The organism is Acetomicrobium flavidum (genome assembly GCF_900129645.1).
Classification (GTDB): Bacteria; Synergistota; Synergistia; order Synergistales; family Acetomicrobiaceae; genus Acetomicrobium; species Acetomicrobium flavidum.
Genome location: NZ_FSQZ01000001.1, coordinates 38,784 through 56,087 on the forward strand (window position 1 = coordinate 38,784; position 17,304 = coordinate 56,087).

Sequence of the window (17,304 nt, forward strand, 5' to 3'; positions counted from 1 at the left end):
GGTCTTTTTAACTCTAAACCCAATTGCCGTGCAAGCCTTTCAGCTTTAAGGTTAACACGGCAATTGAGTTCTTATAAAATTGCCGCAGGATGTGAGGATGATGAGGAAGGTTAAGGCACTACATCAAGGCGATACGGTGGGGTTAATCGCGCCTTCAAGCCCAGCCCCTCTGGAAGACTTGGAGAAAGCCGTTGCGGCCGTGACGGAACTGGGCTTTAACGTTAAGGTTGGTAAAAGTTGCTATGAATCCTACGGTTACATGGCGGGCCCTGAAGAAATTCGAGCCCGAGATATCCATGCAATGTTCGGCGACCCAAAAATAAACGGGATATTTTGCGTTAGAGGCGGTAACGGTGCCATCCGCCTGCCAAGGCTCATCAATATGAAGCTCATATACAAGAATCCCAAGGTCTTTTTGGGATACAGCGACATCACCATCCTTCATTTGATGTTTAATTTACACGGCCAATTTTGCACATTCCATGGTCCCATGCCATCGACGGACATGATAAAGGATCTCTTCCCCGGTTACGAGAAAGACCACCTTTTAAGGGCAATATGTGACGATGAGCCAATAGGGGAACTAAGACCTTACGATGGCGCCCTTCCCATGCAAACCCTCGTCGAAGGATCAGCTGAAGGGGAAATAATAGGAGGAAACTTAAGCCTTGTTTGCGCACTGATGGGAACGCCATGGGAGATAGACACTAAGGACCGCATTCTGATACTTGAAGACGTAGACGAACCCGTTTACAAGATAGACCGCATGCTGAGCCAACTGTTGCTGGCGGGCAAACTCGAAGCGGCCTCGGGGATAGTGCTGGGACAGTTTACGAACATAACCCACAAAGACCCAAGCAGGACTTTTGCTTTAGAAAAGGTATTTGAAGACGTAGTGGCCAAGGCAGGCAGGCCTACGTTGATAAACGGATATTTCGGTCACGGCGAGAAAAAGGTCACCATACCCTTAGGTGTTCGTGCAGTGATAGATGGCTCTGATTCTACATTTACTATAATTGAATCTGGCGTAGTAAAGTAATAACAAATACGAATAAAAATTAACCGTCATGTCTTTGTTATACATCTCCTTACAATTGGTTCGGTCGTCATTTCCATGTATAATTAGTTGAAATTGAATTAATTAGGAGGAATATCTCATGGACCTCATCCACTTCATTGATCCGGAGTTAGCTGCGGCAATAGAAGGGGAAAAGGAACGGCAAAATCTGACGATTGAGCTAATTGCCTCGGAGAACTTCGTTCCCGAAGTGATACTTGAGGCTCAAGGGTCGCTGCTGACCAACAAGTACGCCGAAGGCTACCCGGGCAAGCGCTATCACGGAGGTTGTCAGTTCATCGACGTCGTAGAAAGCCTCGCGATCGAGCGTGCCAAAAAGTTGTTTGGTGCTGAGCATGCTAACGTACAACCCCATTCGGGCGTCAACGCAAACCTTGCTGTATTCATGGCAGTGCTTAATCCCGGCGATAAAATACTTGGCATGGACCTAAGCCACGGAGGACATCTATCTCACGGAGCTTCCGTCAGCATCTCAGGTAAGTTTTTCGAGGCCCACAGCTACGGCGTAGACAAAGAAACCGGGTTAATAGATTACGACGAGGTAGAGCGTATCGCCTGCGAGGTAAAACCAAAGCTAATAATCGCAGGAGCAAGCGCCTACTCCAGGATCATAGACTTCAAGCGCTTCTTTGAGATCGCAAAAAAGGTTGGAGCTTACCTCATGGTGGACATGGCCCACATAGCTGGGCTTGTTGCAGGCGGAGTCCATCCTTCCCCAATTCCTTACGCCGATTTCGTCACATTTACTACTACTAAGACGCTGCGTGGAGCACGCGGCGGAAACATACTGTGTAAAAAGGAATTTGCTCAAGGCATAGACAAGGCCATCTTCCCGGGGATCCAGGGAGGGCCCATACCTCAGATAATCGCTGCCAAGGCATTGACGTTTAAACTGGCCATGACGGAAGAGTTCAAGGCTTACGGTGCCCAGGTCGTAAAAAACGCCAGGGTAATGGCAGATGTGTTAAAGAATAACGGATTTGATATAGTCTCAGGGGGCACGGATAACCACCTCATGCTTGTAGACCTCGGGAGCAAGAAGATGACGGGCGCTCAAGCTGAAAAGAAGCTCGAAGAGGTAGGCATAACAGTCAACAAAAACATGATACCCTATGACCCCGAAAAGCCGACGGTCACCAGCGGCATTCGCATAGGGCTTGCTGCCGTCACCAGCAGGGGTTTTGACGAATGCGACACCAAAGAAGTGGCAGAACTTGTCGTAAGGGTCCTTGAAAACGAGGATGAATCGAATATCCACGGCTTTAAACGAGAAGTACGTGATATATGCCTGAGGCATCCCCTTTACATGACCAAGGCTGAGCTTGCTTTGCGGACAGGCAAAGGGCAATAAAAGGAGGAATTGGCATGTATTCAGATGAAGTGATGAAACTTAGCAAGTCCATGTCAGAGGAGCTAAGGACTTTACGAAGGGATTTCCATCAATTTCCCGAGCTTAGCTTTAAGGAGTTCGAGACGGCGAGGAAGATCGCCATTTATATGAAGGAATTGGGCTATGAAGTCAAAGAAAACGTGGGCAAAACAGGCGTGGTCGCCTTACTGAAAGGGGCAAAAGAAAACCCAACCGTCGCGCTTAGGGCGGACATGGATGCACTGCCTGTAAAGGAGATGACCGGCCTTTCTTATGCCTCTAAAAACGATGGAGTGATGCACGCTTGCGGCCATGATATACACGTCACTTGCGCCTTAGGAGCTGCAAAAATTTTAGCTTCTCTTAAAGATGGACTTCAAGGAAGCGTCAAATTTATCTTTCAGCCGGCAGAGGAGATAAACGCAGGGGCAAAGGCCATGATCGATGATGGCGTGCTCGAAAACCCCAATGTTTCCATGATCTTTGGTTTGCACAACAATCCCGAGATACCGGTAGGCAAAGTAGGATTAAAGGAAGGCCCTTTAATGGCAGCTGTGGACTCCACCTTTATAACCGTTATAGGGCAGGGAGGACACGCTGCCTATCCCCATAGGGTAATTGATCCTATAGTATGCGCTTCTTCCATAGTCATGAACCTGCAGACTATCGTAAGCAGAAACGTCGATCCCCAAAAGTCGGCCGTCATTAGCTTTGGAAGCATCAATGGGGGAATGGCCAACAACGTAATCCCCGATGAGGTAAAGCTTGCCGGCACAGTGCGTACCTTTGACGAGGGCCTTCGCGATTCCATTGAAGGCTGGATGAAAAGAACCGTGGAAAATACAGCTTCAGGCTTAGGGTGTAAGGTCGAATTTAACTATCGCAGAGATCTTCCTCCCGTCGTAAATCATCCGGAGGCAACGAAGATAGCTTTGTGGGCAGCTCAAAAAGTATTCGGCGAAGACGGCATCATTCTGCCGACTCCTTCTATGGGAGGAGAGGATTTCGCATTATATCAAAAAAAGGTCCCCGGGTGTTATTTCTGGCTTGGCGTGGGTAACCCCGATATCGATGCCGTACATCCATGGCATAGCCCGTACTTTAAGGCCGACGAAGAGGCCTTCCCGCTTGGAGCAGCACTTTTAGCTTTATCTGCTTTAATTGCCTGTGACAAATTCATACAGGCAACTTAAGGGCACGATCAATTTAAGACAGGGGGATAGGTGTATGATTGAGGCGATCAAAAATTGGAAGCTCCATATATTGGTTTTAATTTTTGTGATCGTAGCCGAGTGGATCGGCGCTTTTTCGTTTCCCATAGGCCCGGGCAAAGTGGTCCTGCTGCCAATGCTTTATGCGCTCATCATGGGAATCTTTTCAGGACCCAAGTTTCTTAAGCTTGCTAATCATAAGGACATGATTGATGCCGGCAGTCTAATTGGGGTTACTTTGATGCTCTTGATGGCAAAGTACGGAACAACTGTGGGGCCAAACATTCCAATGATATTAAGGACAAGTCCAGCCTTGATATTGCAGGAATTTGGCAATCTAGGCACGGTCATCATTGGTGTGCCCGTGGCGGTGTACTTGGGACTTAGACGAGAAACCATAGGGGCAGCCCATTCGATCGCCAGAGAGCCTAATGTGGCTTTGATAGGTGACATCTACGGCTTGGATACTCCCGAAGGTCAAGGAGTCATGGGTGTCTACATCTGCGGCACCGTTTTTGGGACGATTTTTTTGGTCTTATGGCGACGTTTACGGCAGCGTTGGGAATCTTTCATCCCCTCGCTTTAGCCATGGCCTCCGGAGTGGGAAGTGCCAGCATGATGACTGCCTCCGTTGGTGCTTTGAGCGCTATGTTTCCTGAAATAGCCGATAAAATTCAGGCCCTGGGAGCGGCAAGCAACATGTTAAGCGGCCTGGACGGGGTTTATATGTCCCTCTGGATGGCCTTGCCTATGACAGAATGGCTGTATAGAAAGTTCTATAAAATGAAATATGGCACATATCCAAGTCAATCTGCCGTTAGGGAGGGCTAATCGATGAAGATCAGGGAAGTTCTTGCTGTTCTTATAATTATCGGCATCATTACTTTGGTCGGCAACTTCGTTGGAGCAAATATCCCGATGATCGATGCCATCCCTGGCATGATTTTTTTAATCGCCATCAGTATTCTTGGGGTAATATTCGCAAAAGTCATCCCGGTCAGGATTCCTGCTGTAGCCTACATCGTTACAATCGGATGCATAGTAACTATTCCCGGATTTCCTGGTGCAACAATTTTTAATGCCTGGGCGCAAAAAGTAAACTTTTTAGCCCTCACAACGCCAATTCTCGCCTATGCCGGGATCTCAATTGGGAAAGACCTTGGTGTGCTTAAAAAGACCGGATGGAGGATCTTGATCGTATCCTTTGTGGTATTCATAGGAACATACATAGGCTCTACCATCATTGCGCAAATTGTATTAAAGCTCATCGGAGAAATTTAAAACTTACTTATTTACCTCACAGATTAGAAGCTTAATAGCTTTAATTCTTTCATATAATTAGTTAAAGGGCCTTCGTCATTTCAGGCGAAGGCCCTAATAATAGATTATCTCTCTATGAAGCAATGAGAGTTACGCTATGATTTTGGTGCGACATCGATCCAATTTTACTCGAGTTTTATACATGATAACTCATTCAGTTGACATTTGTTTCTATATTTAGTATGATTTAAAATAGTAATAATAAAGTTGTATTTATATAACCTCCGAGTCAATGGTTCTAAGGGTAATTGCCTATGAACGTTGACCGATAGGGTCTTTTCGGAAACGAAAGGGCCTCCCGTCTGGAAAGGAGGAAGCGATATTGTTGCCCCTCTTCCCGGAAGGAAGGGGGTTGTTTTTTTAGTATGGGTATCCGTAATATCCTGCGAGAAGCATACTTTTTTATATATCCTTATATCTCACACGCACGCCAGTGCTTCGATATTTCACTAATTTCAATGGCCACATATTATATTCACAAAAGAGGTGATGGCAAAAATACTTTAATGATTACTAAGTTATATAGGATCGTCAATCGTTATGAATTCTTCTTTAATTTCATGCGAGTGTAGACACCCCAAATGGTGAGAGAAAACTAGGTGCCAAAAATTACCATATGTTTCTATTTAGATGGGATGAGATGGCGCCGCGTAATGAAAGAGAAGGAGTGATATGAGATGATCCAAAGGCATTTTTTTGTCAACGGAATAGAACGCAACATTCCTATAGTAGATGGCAATGACTCATTGGCAAAGGTTTTGCGCGAACAACTGGGTCTGACGGGCACGAAAGTCGGTTGCGGACAAGGGCAGTGTGGCGCCTGTAATGTTATCTTAAATGGCAAACTCGTTCGATCGTGCACATTTAGGATCGACAAGGTTAACGACGGGGACTCCATAACCACCATCGAAGGAATTGGAACACCCCAAAAGATGCATCCCCTCCAGAAAGCCTTCGTTAAGCACGGAGTAACCCAATGCGGTTTCTGCAATCCTGGTTTCATAATCTCGGCTAAGGTCCTTTTAGACAGCAACCCATCTCCAACACGCGAAGAAGTTAGGGAGTGGTTCCACAAGAACCGCAATGCATGTCGTTGCACAGGATACATCCCCATAATCAACGCCGTCATGGATGCAGCTAAAGTCCTTAGGGGAGAGATGGACGAGTCGGAGCTGGAGTTCAAGATGCCCGAAGACGGCAAAATTTGGGGCACAACCTACCCAAGACCCACTGCCGTGGCCAAAGCCACAGGTACGCTGGATTACGGTGCTGACCTTGGGCTTAAGATGCCAAAGGGCACGCTACAACTGGCGCTTGTACAGGCAACGGTGAGCCATGCCAATATTAAAAACATTGACACCTCCGAGGCCGAAAAGATGCCCGGCGTCTACAAGGTAGTCACACACAAGGATATTAAGGGCAGAAATCGCATAACAGGGCTCATCACATTCCCGACCAATAAGGGAGACGGATGGGATCGCCCGATACTTTGCGATGAAAAGGTCTTCCAGTTTGGAGATGCCATAGCGATCGTCTGTGCTGATACCTACGAAAACGCCTGTGCTGCTGCAGAAAAAGTAAAGGTCGACCTAGAAGTGCTTCCTGCCTACATGAGCGCTCCGGCAGCCATGGCCGAAGACGCCCTTGAGATCCACCCAGGCACGCCAAACGTCTACTACGTCCAAAACCTGGAGAAGGGCGAGCCCACGACCCCCATCTTTGAGAAGGCCCCATACGTTGTGGAAGACGACTTTTACGTGCAAAGGCAACCCCATATGACGATTGAACCAGACGTTGGTTTCGCCTACATTGACGACAACGGCGTTCTAAAGATTCATTCCAAGACTATCGGCGCTCATCTGCATTTACTGATGATCGCTCCCGGTCTTGGTGTAGAGCCCGATAAAATTGCGCTCGTATCGAACCCCATGGGCGGCACCTTTGGATATAAGTTCTGCCCGACCATGGAGGGATTGGTCGGAGCGGCAGCCCTGGCGACGGGCAAGCCCTGTTTCCTCAGGTACAACTACTTCCAGCACATGACCTACACGGGGAAGCGATCTCCCTTTTTTGTGAACATCAAGTTCGCTGCCGACGATGAAGGCAAAATTCTTGCCATGGAAACGGACTACATTGTGGATCACGGGCCTTACTCGGAGTTTGGGGATTTGCTCACGCTCAGAGGCGCCCAGTTCATGGGAGCAGGCTACAATATCCCCAACATCAGGGGAAGAGGACAGACGGTCTGCACCAATCACGTATGGGGTTCTCCCTTCAGAGCTTACGGCTCTCCGCAATCCCTTTACTCTTCCGAGCTCCTCATGGACGAGCTGGCTGAGAAGATCGGCATGGACCCATGGGAGATACGCTACAAAAATTGCTATCGTCCGGGTTCCACAAATCCGAGCGGGCAGGAACCTGAGGTCTTCAGCTATCCCGAGATGCTTGAAGCCATCAAGCCAAGGTATGAGGAGGCAAAGGAAAGGGCCAAGAAAGAATCCACCGATAAGATCAAAAAAGGCGTCGGACTTTCAATGGCCGTTTACGGCTGTGGGATCGACGGTCCAGACAGTTCCGAGGTATGGGCAGTTTTGAATCCCGACGATACCGTCACAGTCGTAGCTGCCTGGGAGGACCACGGCCAAGGCGCCGATATGGGCATGGTGGGGACAGCTCACGAGGCGCTTCGTCCCATGGGCATTACGCCTGACAGAATAAGATTTACCTGGCCCGATACGTCTAAAACCCCCAACTCGGGGCCTTCCGGCGGATCGCGTCAGCAGGTGTTGACCGGCAGCGCAATCAGGATCGCCTGTTCTGAAATGCTCAAATCCCTACGGAAGCCCGACGGGACGTATATGAACTACGCCGAAGCCGTCAGTGCTGGTAAACCGTTGAAGTACGTTGGTAAATATACCGTTCCAGGCGTTCCCTGCGACGAAAAGGGACAGGGAAGGCCCTTCGTCGTCTATATGTATGGAGTCTTTCTTGCCGAGGTTTCGGTTAATACCGAAACAGGCAAGGTTGCCGTGGACAAGATGACCTTGATGGCTGATATCGGAAAAGTCAATAACCGCCTGGTGACCGATGGCCAGATTTACGGAGGGATCGCCCAGGGAATCGGGCTTGCCCTATCGGAGGACTTTGAGGATATTAAAAGGCATTCTTCCCTCATCGGGGGAGGGTTCCCCTACGCTAAGGATCTCCCAGATGCCATAGAGATAGTCTACTTCGAAAATTACCCCCGGGAGCTTGGTCCCTTTGGTGCTGCTGGAGTAGGAGAGCTGCCGCTTTCCAGCCCACATGCAGCCATTGGAAACGCTATTTACCATGCCTGTGGTGTTAGGGTTCATCGTCTGCCAGCTACACCCGAAAAGGTCCTCGCCGGTCTCAGGGGAGAACGCGTCTAGAAATGCCCTATAACGCCTGCCCTTGACTGCTTAAATTCGGGGGCGGGCGTTATTAAAAAGATAACCGACATGGATCTTTATACTTTTCTTTTGATCGAATCCCCTGAAAGCGTCAATTTCCTGGCAAACCTGGTTAATCTGGTTATGTGATCTCATTGTGAGATATTCGGGAGGAAGTATTAATGGAGCGCTATAAACTCGATGACTTTGAGCAACGCTGCATTCAAGATGAGCTTCCCTACTGTCAGGCGGCATGTCCTCTAAAAGTCGACGCAAAGGCCTTTTGTGCAGCCATGGCACAGAAACGCTTTGATGAAGCAAGAAAAATTTTATCAAAGACAATGCCACTGCCGGACATCATCGGCCGAATCTGCGATCACCCCTGTCAGGATGCCTGTATCTTGTCCCAAAAGGGCGGCGCCATTTTAATAGGAAAGCTTGAAAGGGCTTGCCTAGAACAAACTAAAGATACGGGGCTGCCCCTGCGCCTTCCCCCAAAGGGGTTGTCCGTGACTATTTACGGCGGAGGCCTTTCTTCGTTGACTTGTGCCTTTGAACTGGCAAAAAAGGGCTACCAAGTATGTATGGTCTTTAATGATGAGACCCCCGGTGGCAGGCTTTTGACACTTACACAAGAAGTTTTGCCCCAGGAAGTGCTTGTCACTGCCTGGCAGAACCTGCAACGATTGGGCGTAACAAGGTCATCCGGAAAAGATCCCATCCGCGACTGCTTGAAAGAAGGTAATGTCGCCTACGTGGGTATCGATGACCCCGAATGGACTCATCTGATCAATGGAAATGATATCGATCCAATCACTTACGAGACTTTCACAAAGGGGCTTTTCGCCGGAGGCTATCTTCGAAACAACAAGCCTTCACCCTCATGGGAGTCTGCCGATGGCAAGCGTGCCGCCAACTCCATCGACCGTTATTTTCAGGGTGCGTCACTGACGTCGGGAAGAGAGAAAGAATTCTCGCTTGATACGAAGCTTTACACTTCCATTGAAGGCGTTCCAACCCTCTCGCCCAAGGATGACCCGATAGAGGAGGCCAAACGCTGCATTCAATGCGAATGTCGATGCTGCGTGCGCGAATGTGTCTTTCTTGAAAAGTACAAGGGATATCCAAAGATTTACGTTCGACAGATCTACAACAATTTCGCCATAGTCAGAGGCTCTCACAGCGCCAATAAAATGATAAATTCCTGTTCGCTTTGCGGGCTTTGCGAGGTCCTTTGTCCAAACGATTTTTCAATGGCTGAACTGTGCAGATTTGCACGGGAAGAGATGGTTGAGCGAAACATCATGCCGCCATCGGTACATGAGTTTGCCCTCCTTGACATGGAACATGCCAACTCTCCAAGATCGTCCGGATTTAGAAGCGGAGCAAAGACTACTGAGGCCATCTTCTTTCCGGGTTGTCAATTGAGCGGTGCCATGCCCGACCAGACCGAAAGGGTCGCAAACTTCCTTGGCAAGATGTTTGATGGCAAGATGGGCATAATGCTTGGATGCTGCGGTGCACCTGCCTGGTGGGCTGGCCGGCAAGACAAGCTCAATGAGGTCATCAAAAACATCGAGAAAACCGTAGAATCCGCAGGAAACCCCACCCTGATCCTGGCTTGTTCTTCTTGCAACGAGGTGTTTAAAAACTTCATGCCTAATTTGTCAAGGGTCTCTTTATGGCAAGTGTTGCTTGAAAAGGGGTTACCTGAAACAAGGCCCGCTACAGAAACGCTTGCTCTGCATGACCCTTGCACGACCCGCCACGAACCGGAGTGGAGACAGTCGGTGCGAAAGATACTTCAAATCCTTGGGCAACCTTACGAAGAGCTTGTCTTTGGCGGTGAAGCCACGCGCTGCTGCGGTTACGGCGGCTTACAATCCATGGCCGACCCCGACCTTGCCCGCGAGGGCGTCTCGCGAAGGCTTCAAGAAAGCAAAAACGATTTTCTGACCTATTGTGCCATGTGCCGCGAAAGCCTTTCCGGGTCAGAAAAAACGGTCTTACATCTGCTGGACATCCTATTTCCTCCTCCTGCAGAAAAGAAACGTGCAGGCTTTTCCAAACGTCAGCAAAATAGGGAATTGCTTCGCGTAAAGCTTCTTGGTCCTTGCGACCTTGCTCCCAATCCATGGGATGATTTACTTATATCGATACCCGACGCGGTGCGCGAAAAACTTGAAGACCGCCACATCTTAGACAGCGATATCAGACAAACTCTGTGGGAAGCTTCTTCTACGGGAAGGTATCTCATCTCTCCCGATGGCACCAGGCTTGCTTCTTCAAGGATAGGAAATGTCACCTTTTGGGTGGAATATCGCGAGGATTATCATTCTTTTACGATCGTCAACGCCTGGAGCCACAGGATGATCATGGAGTTGATGTCATGAGCAAGGAAAGTGATCTCGGTTTTCACGAACAGACTGTCTGGAGGTGCAGCTGTGGCGGAGAACTTACGCCGCACAAGGTCGCGGCGCTTTATCTTGGCAATCGCTTCGAGATAGAGCTTCCCGCCTGCTCCCGATGCGGCTTTATTCTTGTGCCTGAGTCTTTAGCGGTGGGCAAGATGCTCGAGGTCGAGAAGATATTGGAGGACAAATGATGTCCTTGCCCTATGAACATCCAAGGTGGCACAGGGTTATGGGCGAAGCGCTTCACCCGGGAGGGGAAGCGCTATCAAGAAGGCTTATACACCTGTGCAACTTTCCCCCAAAGGCCAAGGTGCTTGATGCAGGCTGTGGTGCAGGCGCAACAGTAGGACTTTTGATTGAAGAGGGTTTTGATGCCGTCGGATTTGACAAGTCTTACGACTTGCTTTCGAAGGCAAAGCAAAAGGGTCCGGCAATACATGGAGATTTGCGTAGTATGCCCTTCGAAGACGGCAGTTTTGACGGCGCGATTTGTGAGTGCGTCCTCTCGCAGCAAAAGGAGCTTTCACCAGCCTTGTCAGAGCTTGCAAGAGTCTTAAAAAACGGAGGAATTTTGGGGGTAACCGACATCTTCTCCCTCAATCGCAGTTACGACAGTCAAGGCTGGGACGGTTCATGTGCAAGCGGGGCCAGATCCGCCCTTGAACTGCACGAAGCATTCACGATCCATGGATTTGGGGCGTTTTTCTTTGAAGCCTATCCTAGGTTGCTTCGGGAATGTACTGCCCAACTAGTGTGGGCAGGTATCATCGAAGCACCCATAAAGACATGTTGTAGCCTGAGTTACGGCCTTTGGTTGTGTAGAAAGTTGGGCGATGAGGGTTCATTAAAAGAGCGATACGAAATTGAAGGCGCCGAAAAAGCGGCAGGTTAACCAGGAAGATTGAAGGAGAGGTTGAGATGAAAGACCTAAATACTGCAGTCATGCAATGGGGGCAGGAAGGTTTTTGCTGTTCGCAGATCATGATACTGACAGGATTGGCGCTTACTGGAAAGGAAAATAAGGACCTGACGGCGGCCATGAATGGCCTTTGTAAAGGCACTTTCTCACCTGTATGTACGTGCGGGGCATTGACCGGTGCCTGTTGCCTTTTGGGGTTTTATGCCGGCAAAGGAGCGCCGCTGGAAGATAAAGATCCTAGACTGCCCGAAATGATCGGGCGCCTTCACGAATGGTTTCAAGGCAAGTGGGGATCAGGCGGGCGCGTCAACTGTGGGGATATCCTGGGCTTTGAACCAATTGCTGATCCGAAGCAATGTTTTCAAAAATGTTTTCCTATGATAATGGAAACGTTGGAAAAGACCTTAGAGCTTCTCGAAACGCACGGCTTTGATATACGGGAAGGGCGGCCCCTTTAATGACGATTTTACGACACACCAACAGTGTATGTCCCATCTGCCTAAAGCAAGTACCAGCATTCCTGGAAGAGGAAGAAAATGACGTTTTCATGCGGAAACATTGTCCCGATCATGGAGAGTTTTCCTGCCTGGTATGGGAAGGGAAGCCAAGCCTTGACGCTTGGACTTCGGGCCGTTTTACCCTCGCAAGACCTGAAGATAGACCACCGAAATCTTGCCCCGAAGGGTGCGGGCTATGCGCGGATCACCTGCAAAAAAGCTGCACAGTGGTCGTCGAGGTTACCGAAAGGTGTCAGCTCAAGTGTCCTGTATGTTTTGCAAGCGCGGGAGACGACTTTGAGCCCGATTTTTATGTTTTGGAGAAGTTGTTACATGACGTACATCGTAAGGCACCAGGTGCCATCCTGCAATTTTCAGGGGGAGAACCCACGCTTAGAGACGATTTGACAGATCTTATTCGATTGGCTTCAAGCCTCAAATTTCCAGGAATTCAGTTAAATACCAATGGCCTTAAGCTGGCTCAAGAATCCAGGTACGGGCAAAGATTAAAGGAAGCAGGACTGAGCTGGGTATTTCTGCAATTCGACGGCCTTCGCGAAGCGACCTACCAGGCCCTACGGGGAAAGCCGCTTCTGACCGACAAAATACGGGCAATCGATGCCTGCAAAGAGGCCGGCCTTGGGGTAGTCCTTGTTCCCACGCTCGTAAAGGGGGTCAACGATGACGAGATGGGAGATATCGTCCATTTCGGACTTTCTCGCTTTCCAGTCGTTAGAGGAGTCCATTTTCAGCCCATCAGCTATTTCGGCCGTTTCCCCGAACCGCCACGCAACGATAAACGTCTGACGCTTCCAAGGATCATGAGAGATCTGGCAGAACAGGCTGACGAGATGATCGATTTATCCCATTTTCGCCCGTCTCGGTGTGAGCATGAACGATGTTCCTTTCGGGCGATTTACCTTGTCGATTCCCCTGACAAAATCATTCCCCTGACAAGTGGGCCATGTTGCTGTAACGGTCGGTCCTCCGATGAAGGATTTCAAAGCTCCGTCGAAAGCATCGGCCGCCGATGGGGGGCCGACATCACCCCAAAAAACTGCAAAAAGCAGGAGAAAGCTCCTCAGGAAATGGATGCCCAGGCCGGAGAGGCCTTTGATAGGTTTATCCGCATTTACGAAAGGGGAAGCTTCAGCATAAGCGCAATGGCCTTTCAAGACGGTGAAAACCTTGACCTCGAACGGCTGCGCTTCTGCTGCATCCACGTGGCAGCACCCGATGGAAGATTTGTACCTTTTTGTGCCTGGAACCTTACCGCAAGGAACGGCCGGGCCTTGCATCGTAAACGATGAAAATTCCAATCACCCCCTTAGACCCATGGATCGCAGGCCGCCTCATCAATGAGTTTCCCCGATATGCGGCCGCAGAAAAACAGGCCAGGATCGAAGATCGCAGCGAGATAGAAAGGGCCCAAAAACACCTTTTAAGCCGTACAATTGAAGATGCTTCACTTTATTCTCCCTTTTACCGTGACCGCCTTGGCCCCGTAAGGGGCGTGCCCTTCAATGAACTTCCCTTTACTTTCCCGTCGGATCTCGCTGAATCGGGATTGCGTTTCCTAACCGTCTCTCAGTCGGAGATACGGCGCATCGTTACTTTGAGCACATCGGGTACGTCAGCTCCTCCCAAGAGAGTCTTTTTCACCGAAGAAGATCTCAAAGCAACTGAGGATTTTTTCATGTGCGGGATGACGACGTTTACGCCCCCCGAAAGCATAGTTTTAGTCTTCATGGAGGGGCCTTCACCCGACAGCATAGGACAAATCCTTAAACGTGCATTGCAGCGCCTTGGGTGCGAAACGCTTGTCTTGGGGCTTATCCGTGATCCAAGGGATGCAATTCGTGCCATAGATGATTACCATCCCAATGTCGTAGTCGGCCTTTCCGCCCAGATGGCAAGGATCGCAGGAAAGACTGAGCATAAGCCCCACTATGTTTTGCTTAGCGCCGACATGGCGCCTGTTTCAATAAGACAGCGGATAGAAAAATTATGGGGATGTACGACTTTCAACCATTATGGCCTCACCGAAACGGGTTGGGGCTGCGCCGTTGAATGTCGTGCAAGGCAGGGCTGTCACGTCAGAGAGCTTGACCTCTACGTTGAGATCGTAGACGAAAACGGGCAAGTCCTTCCTGACGGCAAGTGGGGAGAGATGGTCATCACCACACTTAGTCGAAGGTCTTTTCCGTTGATCAGATATAGAACGGGCGACGAAGGTCGCATCCTTCAGGACGTTTGTCCTTGCGGTTCGCCCTTAAAACGCATAGAAGTCCTCGGGCGCCTACCCAGAAAAGGCGCAGGTGGCGTCCCACTTCGCCTTTATGACGTGGAAGACGCCCTTTGGAGATTGCCCTGGATTGAAGACTTTAAAGTATCCTTGCAGAATACGGGAGACATCCCCGAAAAGTTATCTTTGACCATAGCCGTGGCGGAAGGCAAACAGGAGTATGTCGACAAAGCAGTTGAGGTTTTAAGGCAAGTCCCCGGCGTTCCCCGCAATATCATCGTAAAAAAAGTAAGCCCTTCCTCGATTCGACATCAAAGCCCAAAGATGGACTGGGAAGACTGAGCAATTGTCAAAGATCGTATAATATATGTTAAGCACATTCGCGAAGGCAGTGACGCAAATGAAGGAGATACCTTATGGGGATTTCTCAAAAAATGACTTGGACGACAAGGTTGCAGCCATAAACCGCAAGCTCTTTTACAGGATATTTGACCCGATCGCCTTGTATCAGGTCTCATACGACGAAGAGGGCAATACTGCAAATGTGATCTTCATGGACATCAACCCAGCCTACGAACGCGTCATGGGAGTAAGACGCAAGGACATTATAGGAAAGACCTTTGCCGAAGTTTGGCCCTCTGCGGAAAGGCAGTGGCACCAGCTCGTCATCGACGTAGCTCGAAGCGGACGCTCCAAGCACTACGAAGGAGAAAGCCATGACACGGGAAAATACCTCTACGCGCTCGGATTCAGCCCGGTCAAAGGCCAAGTAGCCGTTATTTTTTTAGACATGACTGAGTGGAAAAGGTCGCAGGAAGCCCTGCAGAAAAGCGAGTCTCAGCTTATCCGTTACCGCGAAAAGCTGAGAGATTTGGTCGCAAAGCTTTCCCTTGCCGAGGAGGAGACACGTCGAGACATCGCAATAAAGCTTCATGATAAGGTGGGTTATTCCCTCGCCATGATAATGCATCGCCTTCAGCACCTCTACAGCGAAACTGACAAAGAAGGCAGTCGTCAAAAGATAAATGAGATCATGGAGATGCTGAGCGACGTCATTCAGGACACTAGGAATATGACCTTTGAAATAAGCTCTCCTTTGCTTTACGAAGTTGGGCTGCCTGCCGCCTTGGAATCCCTTGCCGAACAAATCCTAAAACCTCACGATATCGCTGTGGATTTCAAGGCAATCGGTTCGCCCGACAACAAGCTTGGCAGGGACATCAACGTGCTTTTATATCAGATGACCAGGGAACTTCTCATAAACGTCGTAAAGCATGCCGAGGCGACCCGCGTATCCATCCGCGTGCATTTCGGCAAAAATAAGGTCCGCATAGTGGTAGAAGACGACGGAAGGGGTTTTGACGACCAAAAGAAACGAGATAGCAAATGCAGGGGATTTGGGCTTTTCAGCATAAAGGAAAGGCTTTATTCCATCGGTGGTTCGATCCAAATAATATCAGAACCCGGCAGAGGCACGATCGTGTCCCTGGTCGCGCCGACGGGAAAGGACAACGGGGATGCAGGATAGTGTTAAAGTTCTTTTAGCAGATGATCATAAGATCTTTTTGGACGGCCTGGAAGAGCTTTTGAGCAAAGAGGGAGGGTTTCTCGTCGTAGGCAAGGCCTCAAGCGGGCGAGAGACCTTGGACCTGCTTTCGACATGCAAGCCGGATATAGTCGTCATGGACATATCAATGCCCGATGTAAATGGGATAGAAGCCACCAAAATCATCGTCAAAAACTACCCCGACGTAAAGGTTTTAGCCCTTTCCATGCACTTGGACAAGGGCATGATATCGGGAGTCCTGCAAGCCGGCGCTCGCGGATATATTTTAAAGGAATGTAGCGTGGATGAATTCGTAAGAGGCATAAAAGCCGTGACGGACGGACAGGTTTACCTTACCCCAAAGGTAGCCGCGATCGTGCTCGATGATTACCTAGCTTTAAAGGAAGGCAACGCCCAAGCAGCAGAGCACAAGCTAACGCCCAGGGAAATGCAAGTTTTAAAGCTCCTGGTCAAGGGAGAACACACCAAGTCCATTGCCTCCAAACTATCCATAAGCAAAAGTACGGTGGATACCCACAGGAGAAACATCATGGAAAAGCTGGATTGCAACAACATGGCAGATCTCACTCGCTACGTCCTACGGGAAGGGCTAATCGACCTAGACGACGACTAGCACATTTCATGATGAAAAGATCGCACTTTTGATAATTGTCCCTCATACGGCTTCCTTCCTAAACTATGGTCAAGTTGCAGGCGCATTTTTAGAAGCTTGCAGGACCAAAAGTGAAATAGTTCCCAAAATAGGGAAGGAAGGAGGGTGTAACATGGCTTTTGAGGGCAAAAAGTTCATTTTGCTCGGCGAAAGGGACGGCATCCCCGGACCCGTGATGGAAGAAGTCTTAAAATCCCTCGGTTGTGAAGTTGCCTTTGCCGTGACGGAATGCTTCGTCTGAACCGCGGCAGGGGCGATGGACCTGCAAAACCAGCAGCGCGTTAAGGAAATAGCTGAAAAGTACGGACCGGAAAACGTGGTGGTCGTACTTGGAAGCTCTGACGCGGAAGGCGCGTCGATTTACGCGGAGACTGTAACAGCTGGTGATCCCACCTTTGCAGGGCCATTAGCCGGAGTCCCGTTGGGGCTCGCTGTTTATCACATCTTTGATCCCCTTTTCAAGGAAAAAGTCGACCCGAACCTTTGGGAAGAACAGCTCGGCATGATGGAAATGGTCCTAGACGTTGACGGTCTGGTCAATGCTGTTGCCGAAATGCGCAAGGAGCACAGCAAATATGTGCTCTGATGTCTCCTGCTGCAGCGGCACGGCAAAGGATACGGT

The 17,304-nt window shown here is 49.5% G+C and carries 14 protein-coding genes, 1 pseudogene and 1 riboswitch; all 15 genes and pseudogenes read left to right on the plus strand.

The window, feature by feature from the left end; all coding sequences use genetic code 11:
• Positions 1-100 precede the first annotated feature (100 nt).
• The 15 genes and pseudogenes from BUQ78_RS00200 (at position 101) to grdA (ending at position 17,268) form a co-directional block, all read left to right on the plus strand.
• Positions 101-1,039, plus strand: coding sequence for a S66 peptidase family protein (locus BUQ78_RS00200; RefSeq protein WP_074198910.1), 939 nt, complete (start codon positions 101-103; stop codon positions 1,037-1,039).
• A gap of 118 nt (positions 1,040-1,157) precedes the next feature.
• Positions 1,158-2,429, plus strand: a complete 1,272-nt coding sequence (locus BUQ78_RS00205) for a serine hydroxymethyltransferase (protein ID WP_074198911.1) — start codon at positions 1,158-1,160, stop codon at positions 2,427-2,429.
• A 14-nt stretch (positions 2,430-2,443) separates the two neighbouring features.
• On the plus strand, positions 2,444-3,640 hold the full coding sequence (locus BUQ78_RS00210) for a M20 metallopeptidase family protein (protein ID WP_074198912.1): 1,197 nt from the start codon (positions 2,444-2,446) through the stop codon (positions 3,638-3,640).
• A 34-nt stretch (positions 3,641-3,674) separates the two neighbouring features.
• Positions 3,675-4,489: pseudogene (locus tag BUQ78_RS00215) on the plus strand (DUF3100 domain-containing protein).
• 3 nt (positions 4,490-4,492) lie between these two features.
• Positions 4,493-4,939 (plus strand): hypothetical protein, encoded by a 447-nt coding sequence (locus tag BUQ78_RS00220; RefSeq protein ID WP_014806915.1) that lies wholly within the window; start codon positions 4,493-4,495, stop codon positions 4,937-4,939.
• A gap of 249 nt (positions 4,940-5,188) precedes the next feature.
• Positions 5,189-5,307: riboswitch (molybdenum cofactor riboswitch) on the plus strand.
• 348 nt (positions 5,308-5,655) lie between these two features.
• On the plus strand, positions 5,656-8,388 hold the full coding sequence (locus BUQ78_RS00230) for a molybdopterin-dependent aldehyde oxidoreductase (RefSeq protein WP_074198914.1): 2,733 nt from the start codon (positions 5,656-5,658) through the stop codon (positions 8,386-8,388).
• A gap of 182 nt (positions 8,389-8,570) precedes the next feature.
• Positions 8,571-10,781: a pyridine nucleotide-disulfide oxidoreductase/dicluster-binding protein gene (locus BUQ78_RS00235; RefSeq protein ID WP_074198915.1), complete on the plus strand. Its 2,211-nt coding sequence runs from the start codon at positions 8,571-8,573 to the stop codon at positions 10,779-10,781.
• The gene (locus BUQ78_RS00240; protein ID WP_014806912.1) at positions 10,778-10,993 is read left to right on the plus strand and encodes a DVU_1557 family redox protein; all 216 of its coding nucleotides are present in this window, start codon (positions 10,778-10,780) and stop codon (positions 10,991-10,993) included. The genes BUQ78_RS00235 and BUQ78_RS00240 overlap by 4 nt, the downstream gene beginning before the upstream one ends.
• Positions 10,993-11,694, plus strand: coding sequence for a DVU_1556 family methyltransferase (gene trsM / locus BUQ78_RS00245; protein WP_074198916.1), 702 nt, complete (start codon positions 10,993-10,995; stop codon positions 11,692-11,694). The genes BUQ78_RS00240 and trsM overlap by 1 nt, the downstream gene beginning before the upstream one ends.
• Positions 11,695-11,720: 26 nt before the next feature.
• Positions 11,721-12,179: a DVU_1555 family C-GCAxxG-C-C protein gene (locus tag BUQ78_RS00250; protein ID WP_014806910.1), complete on the plus strand. Its 459-nt coding sequence runs from the start codon at positions 11,721-11,723 to the stop codon at positions 12,177-12,179.
• Positions 12,179-13,528 (plus strand): radical SAM (seleno)protein TrsS, encoded by a 1,350-nt coding sequence (gene trsS, locus BUQ78_RS00255; RefSeq protein ID WP_074198917.1) that lies wholly within the window; start codon positions 12,179-12,181, stop codon positions 13,526-13,528. The genes BUQ78_RS00250 and trsS overlap by 1 nt, the downstream gene beginning before the upstream one ends.
• Complete coding sequence (locus BUQ78_RS00260) at positions 13,525-14,805, plus strand: DVU_1553 family AMP-dependent CoA ligase (RefSeq protein WP_074198918.1); 1,281 nt, start codon at positions 13,525-13,527, stop codon at positions 14,803-14,805. The genes trsS and BUQ78_RS00260 overlap by 4 nt, the downstream gene beginning before the upstream one ends.
• A 58-nt stretch (positions 14,806-14,863) precedes the next feature.
• Positions 14,864-15,991, plus strand: coding sequence for a PAS domain-containing sensor histidine kinase (locus BUQ78_RS00265; protein ID WP_074198919.1), 1,128 nt, complete (start codon positions 14,864-14,866; stop codon positions 15,989-15,991).
• Positions 15,981-16,643: a response regulator gene (locus BUQ78_RS00270; protein ID WP_074198920.1), complete on the plus strand. Its 663-nt coding sequence runs from the start codon at positions 15,981-15,983 to the stop codon at positions 16,641-16,643. The genes BUQ78_RS00265 and BUQ78_RS00270 overlap by 11 nt, the downstream gene beginning before the upstream one ends.
• A gap of 151 nt (positions 16,644-16,794) precedes the next feature.
• On the plus strand, positions 16,795-17,268 hold the full coding sequence (grdA, locus tag BUQ78_RS00280) for a glycine/sarcosine/betaine reductase complex selenoprotein A (protein ID WP_084532106.1): 474 nt from the start codon (positions 16,795-16,797) through the stop codon (positions 17,266-17,268).
• Positions 17,269-17,304: the final 36 nt, after the last annotated feature.

Excerpts from the sequence above, each read along its gene's own strand:
- BUQ78_RS00200 (WP_074198910.1), top strand. The coding sequence starts at position 101 with ATGAGGAAGGTTAAGGCACTACATCAAGGCGATACGGTGGGGTTAATC.
- BUQ78_RS00230 (WP_074198914.1), top strand. The coding sequence starts at position 5,656 with ATGATCCAAAGGCATTTTTTTGTCAACGGAATAGAACGCAACATTCCT.
- BUQ78_RS00240 (WP_014806912.1), top strand. The coding sequence starts at position 10,778 with ATGAGCAAGGAAAGTGATCTCGGTTTTCACGAACAGACTGTCTGGAGG.
- BUQ78_RS00260 (WP_074198918.1), top strand. The coding sequence starts at position 13,525 with ATGAAAATTCCAATCACCCCCTTAGACCCATGGATCGCAGGCCGCCTC.
- BUQ78_RS00205 (WP_074198911.1), top strand. The coding sequence starts at position 1,158 with ATGGACCTCATCCACTTCATTGATCCGGAGTTAGCTGCGGCAATAGAA.
- BUQ78_RS00250 (WP_014806910.1), top strand. The coding sequence starts at position 11,721 with ATGAAAGACCTAAATACTGCAGTCATGCAATGGGGGCAGGAAGGTTTT.
- trsS (WP_074198917.1), top strand. The coding sequence starts at position 12,179 with ATGACGATTTTACGACACACCAACAGTGTATGTCCCATCTGCCTAAAG.
- BUQ78_RS00220 (WP_014806915.1), top strand. The coding sequence starts at position 4,493 with ATGAAGATCAGGGAAGTTCTTGCTGTTCTTATAATTATCGGCATCATT.
- BUQ78_RS00270 (WP_074198920.1), top strand. The coding sequence starts at position 15,981 with ATGCAGGATAGTGTTAAAGTTCTTTTAGCAGATGATCATAAGATCTTT.
- BUQ78_RS00210 (WP_074198912.1), top strand. The coding sequence starts at position 2,444 with ATGTATTCAGATGAAGTGATGAAACTTAGCAAGTCCATGTCAGAGGAG.
- BUQ78_RS00265 (WP_074198919.1), top strand. The coding sequence starts at position 14,864 with ATGAAGGAGATACCTTATGGGGATTTCTCAAAAAATGACTTGGACGAC.
- BUQ78_RS00235 (WP_074198915.1), top strand. The coding sequence starts at position 8,571 with ATGGAGCGCTATAAACTCGATGACTTTGAGCAACGCTGCATTCAAGAT.
- trsM (WP_074198916.1), top strand. The coding sequence starts at position 10,993 with ATGTCCTTGCCCTATGAACATCCAAGGTGGCACAGGGTTATGGGCGAA.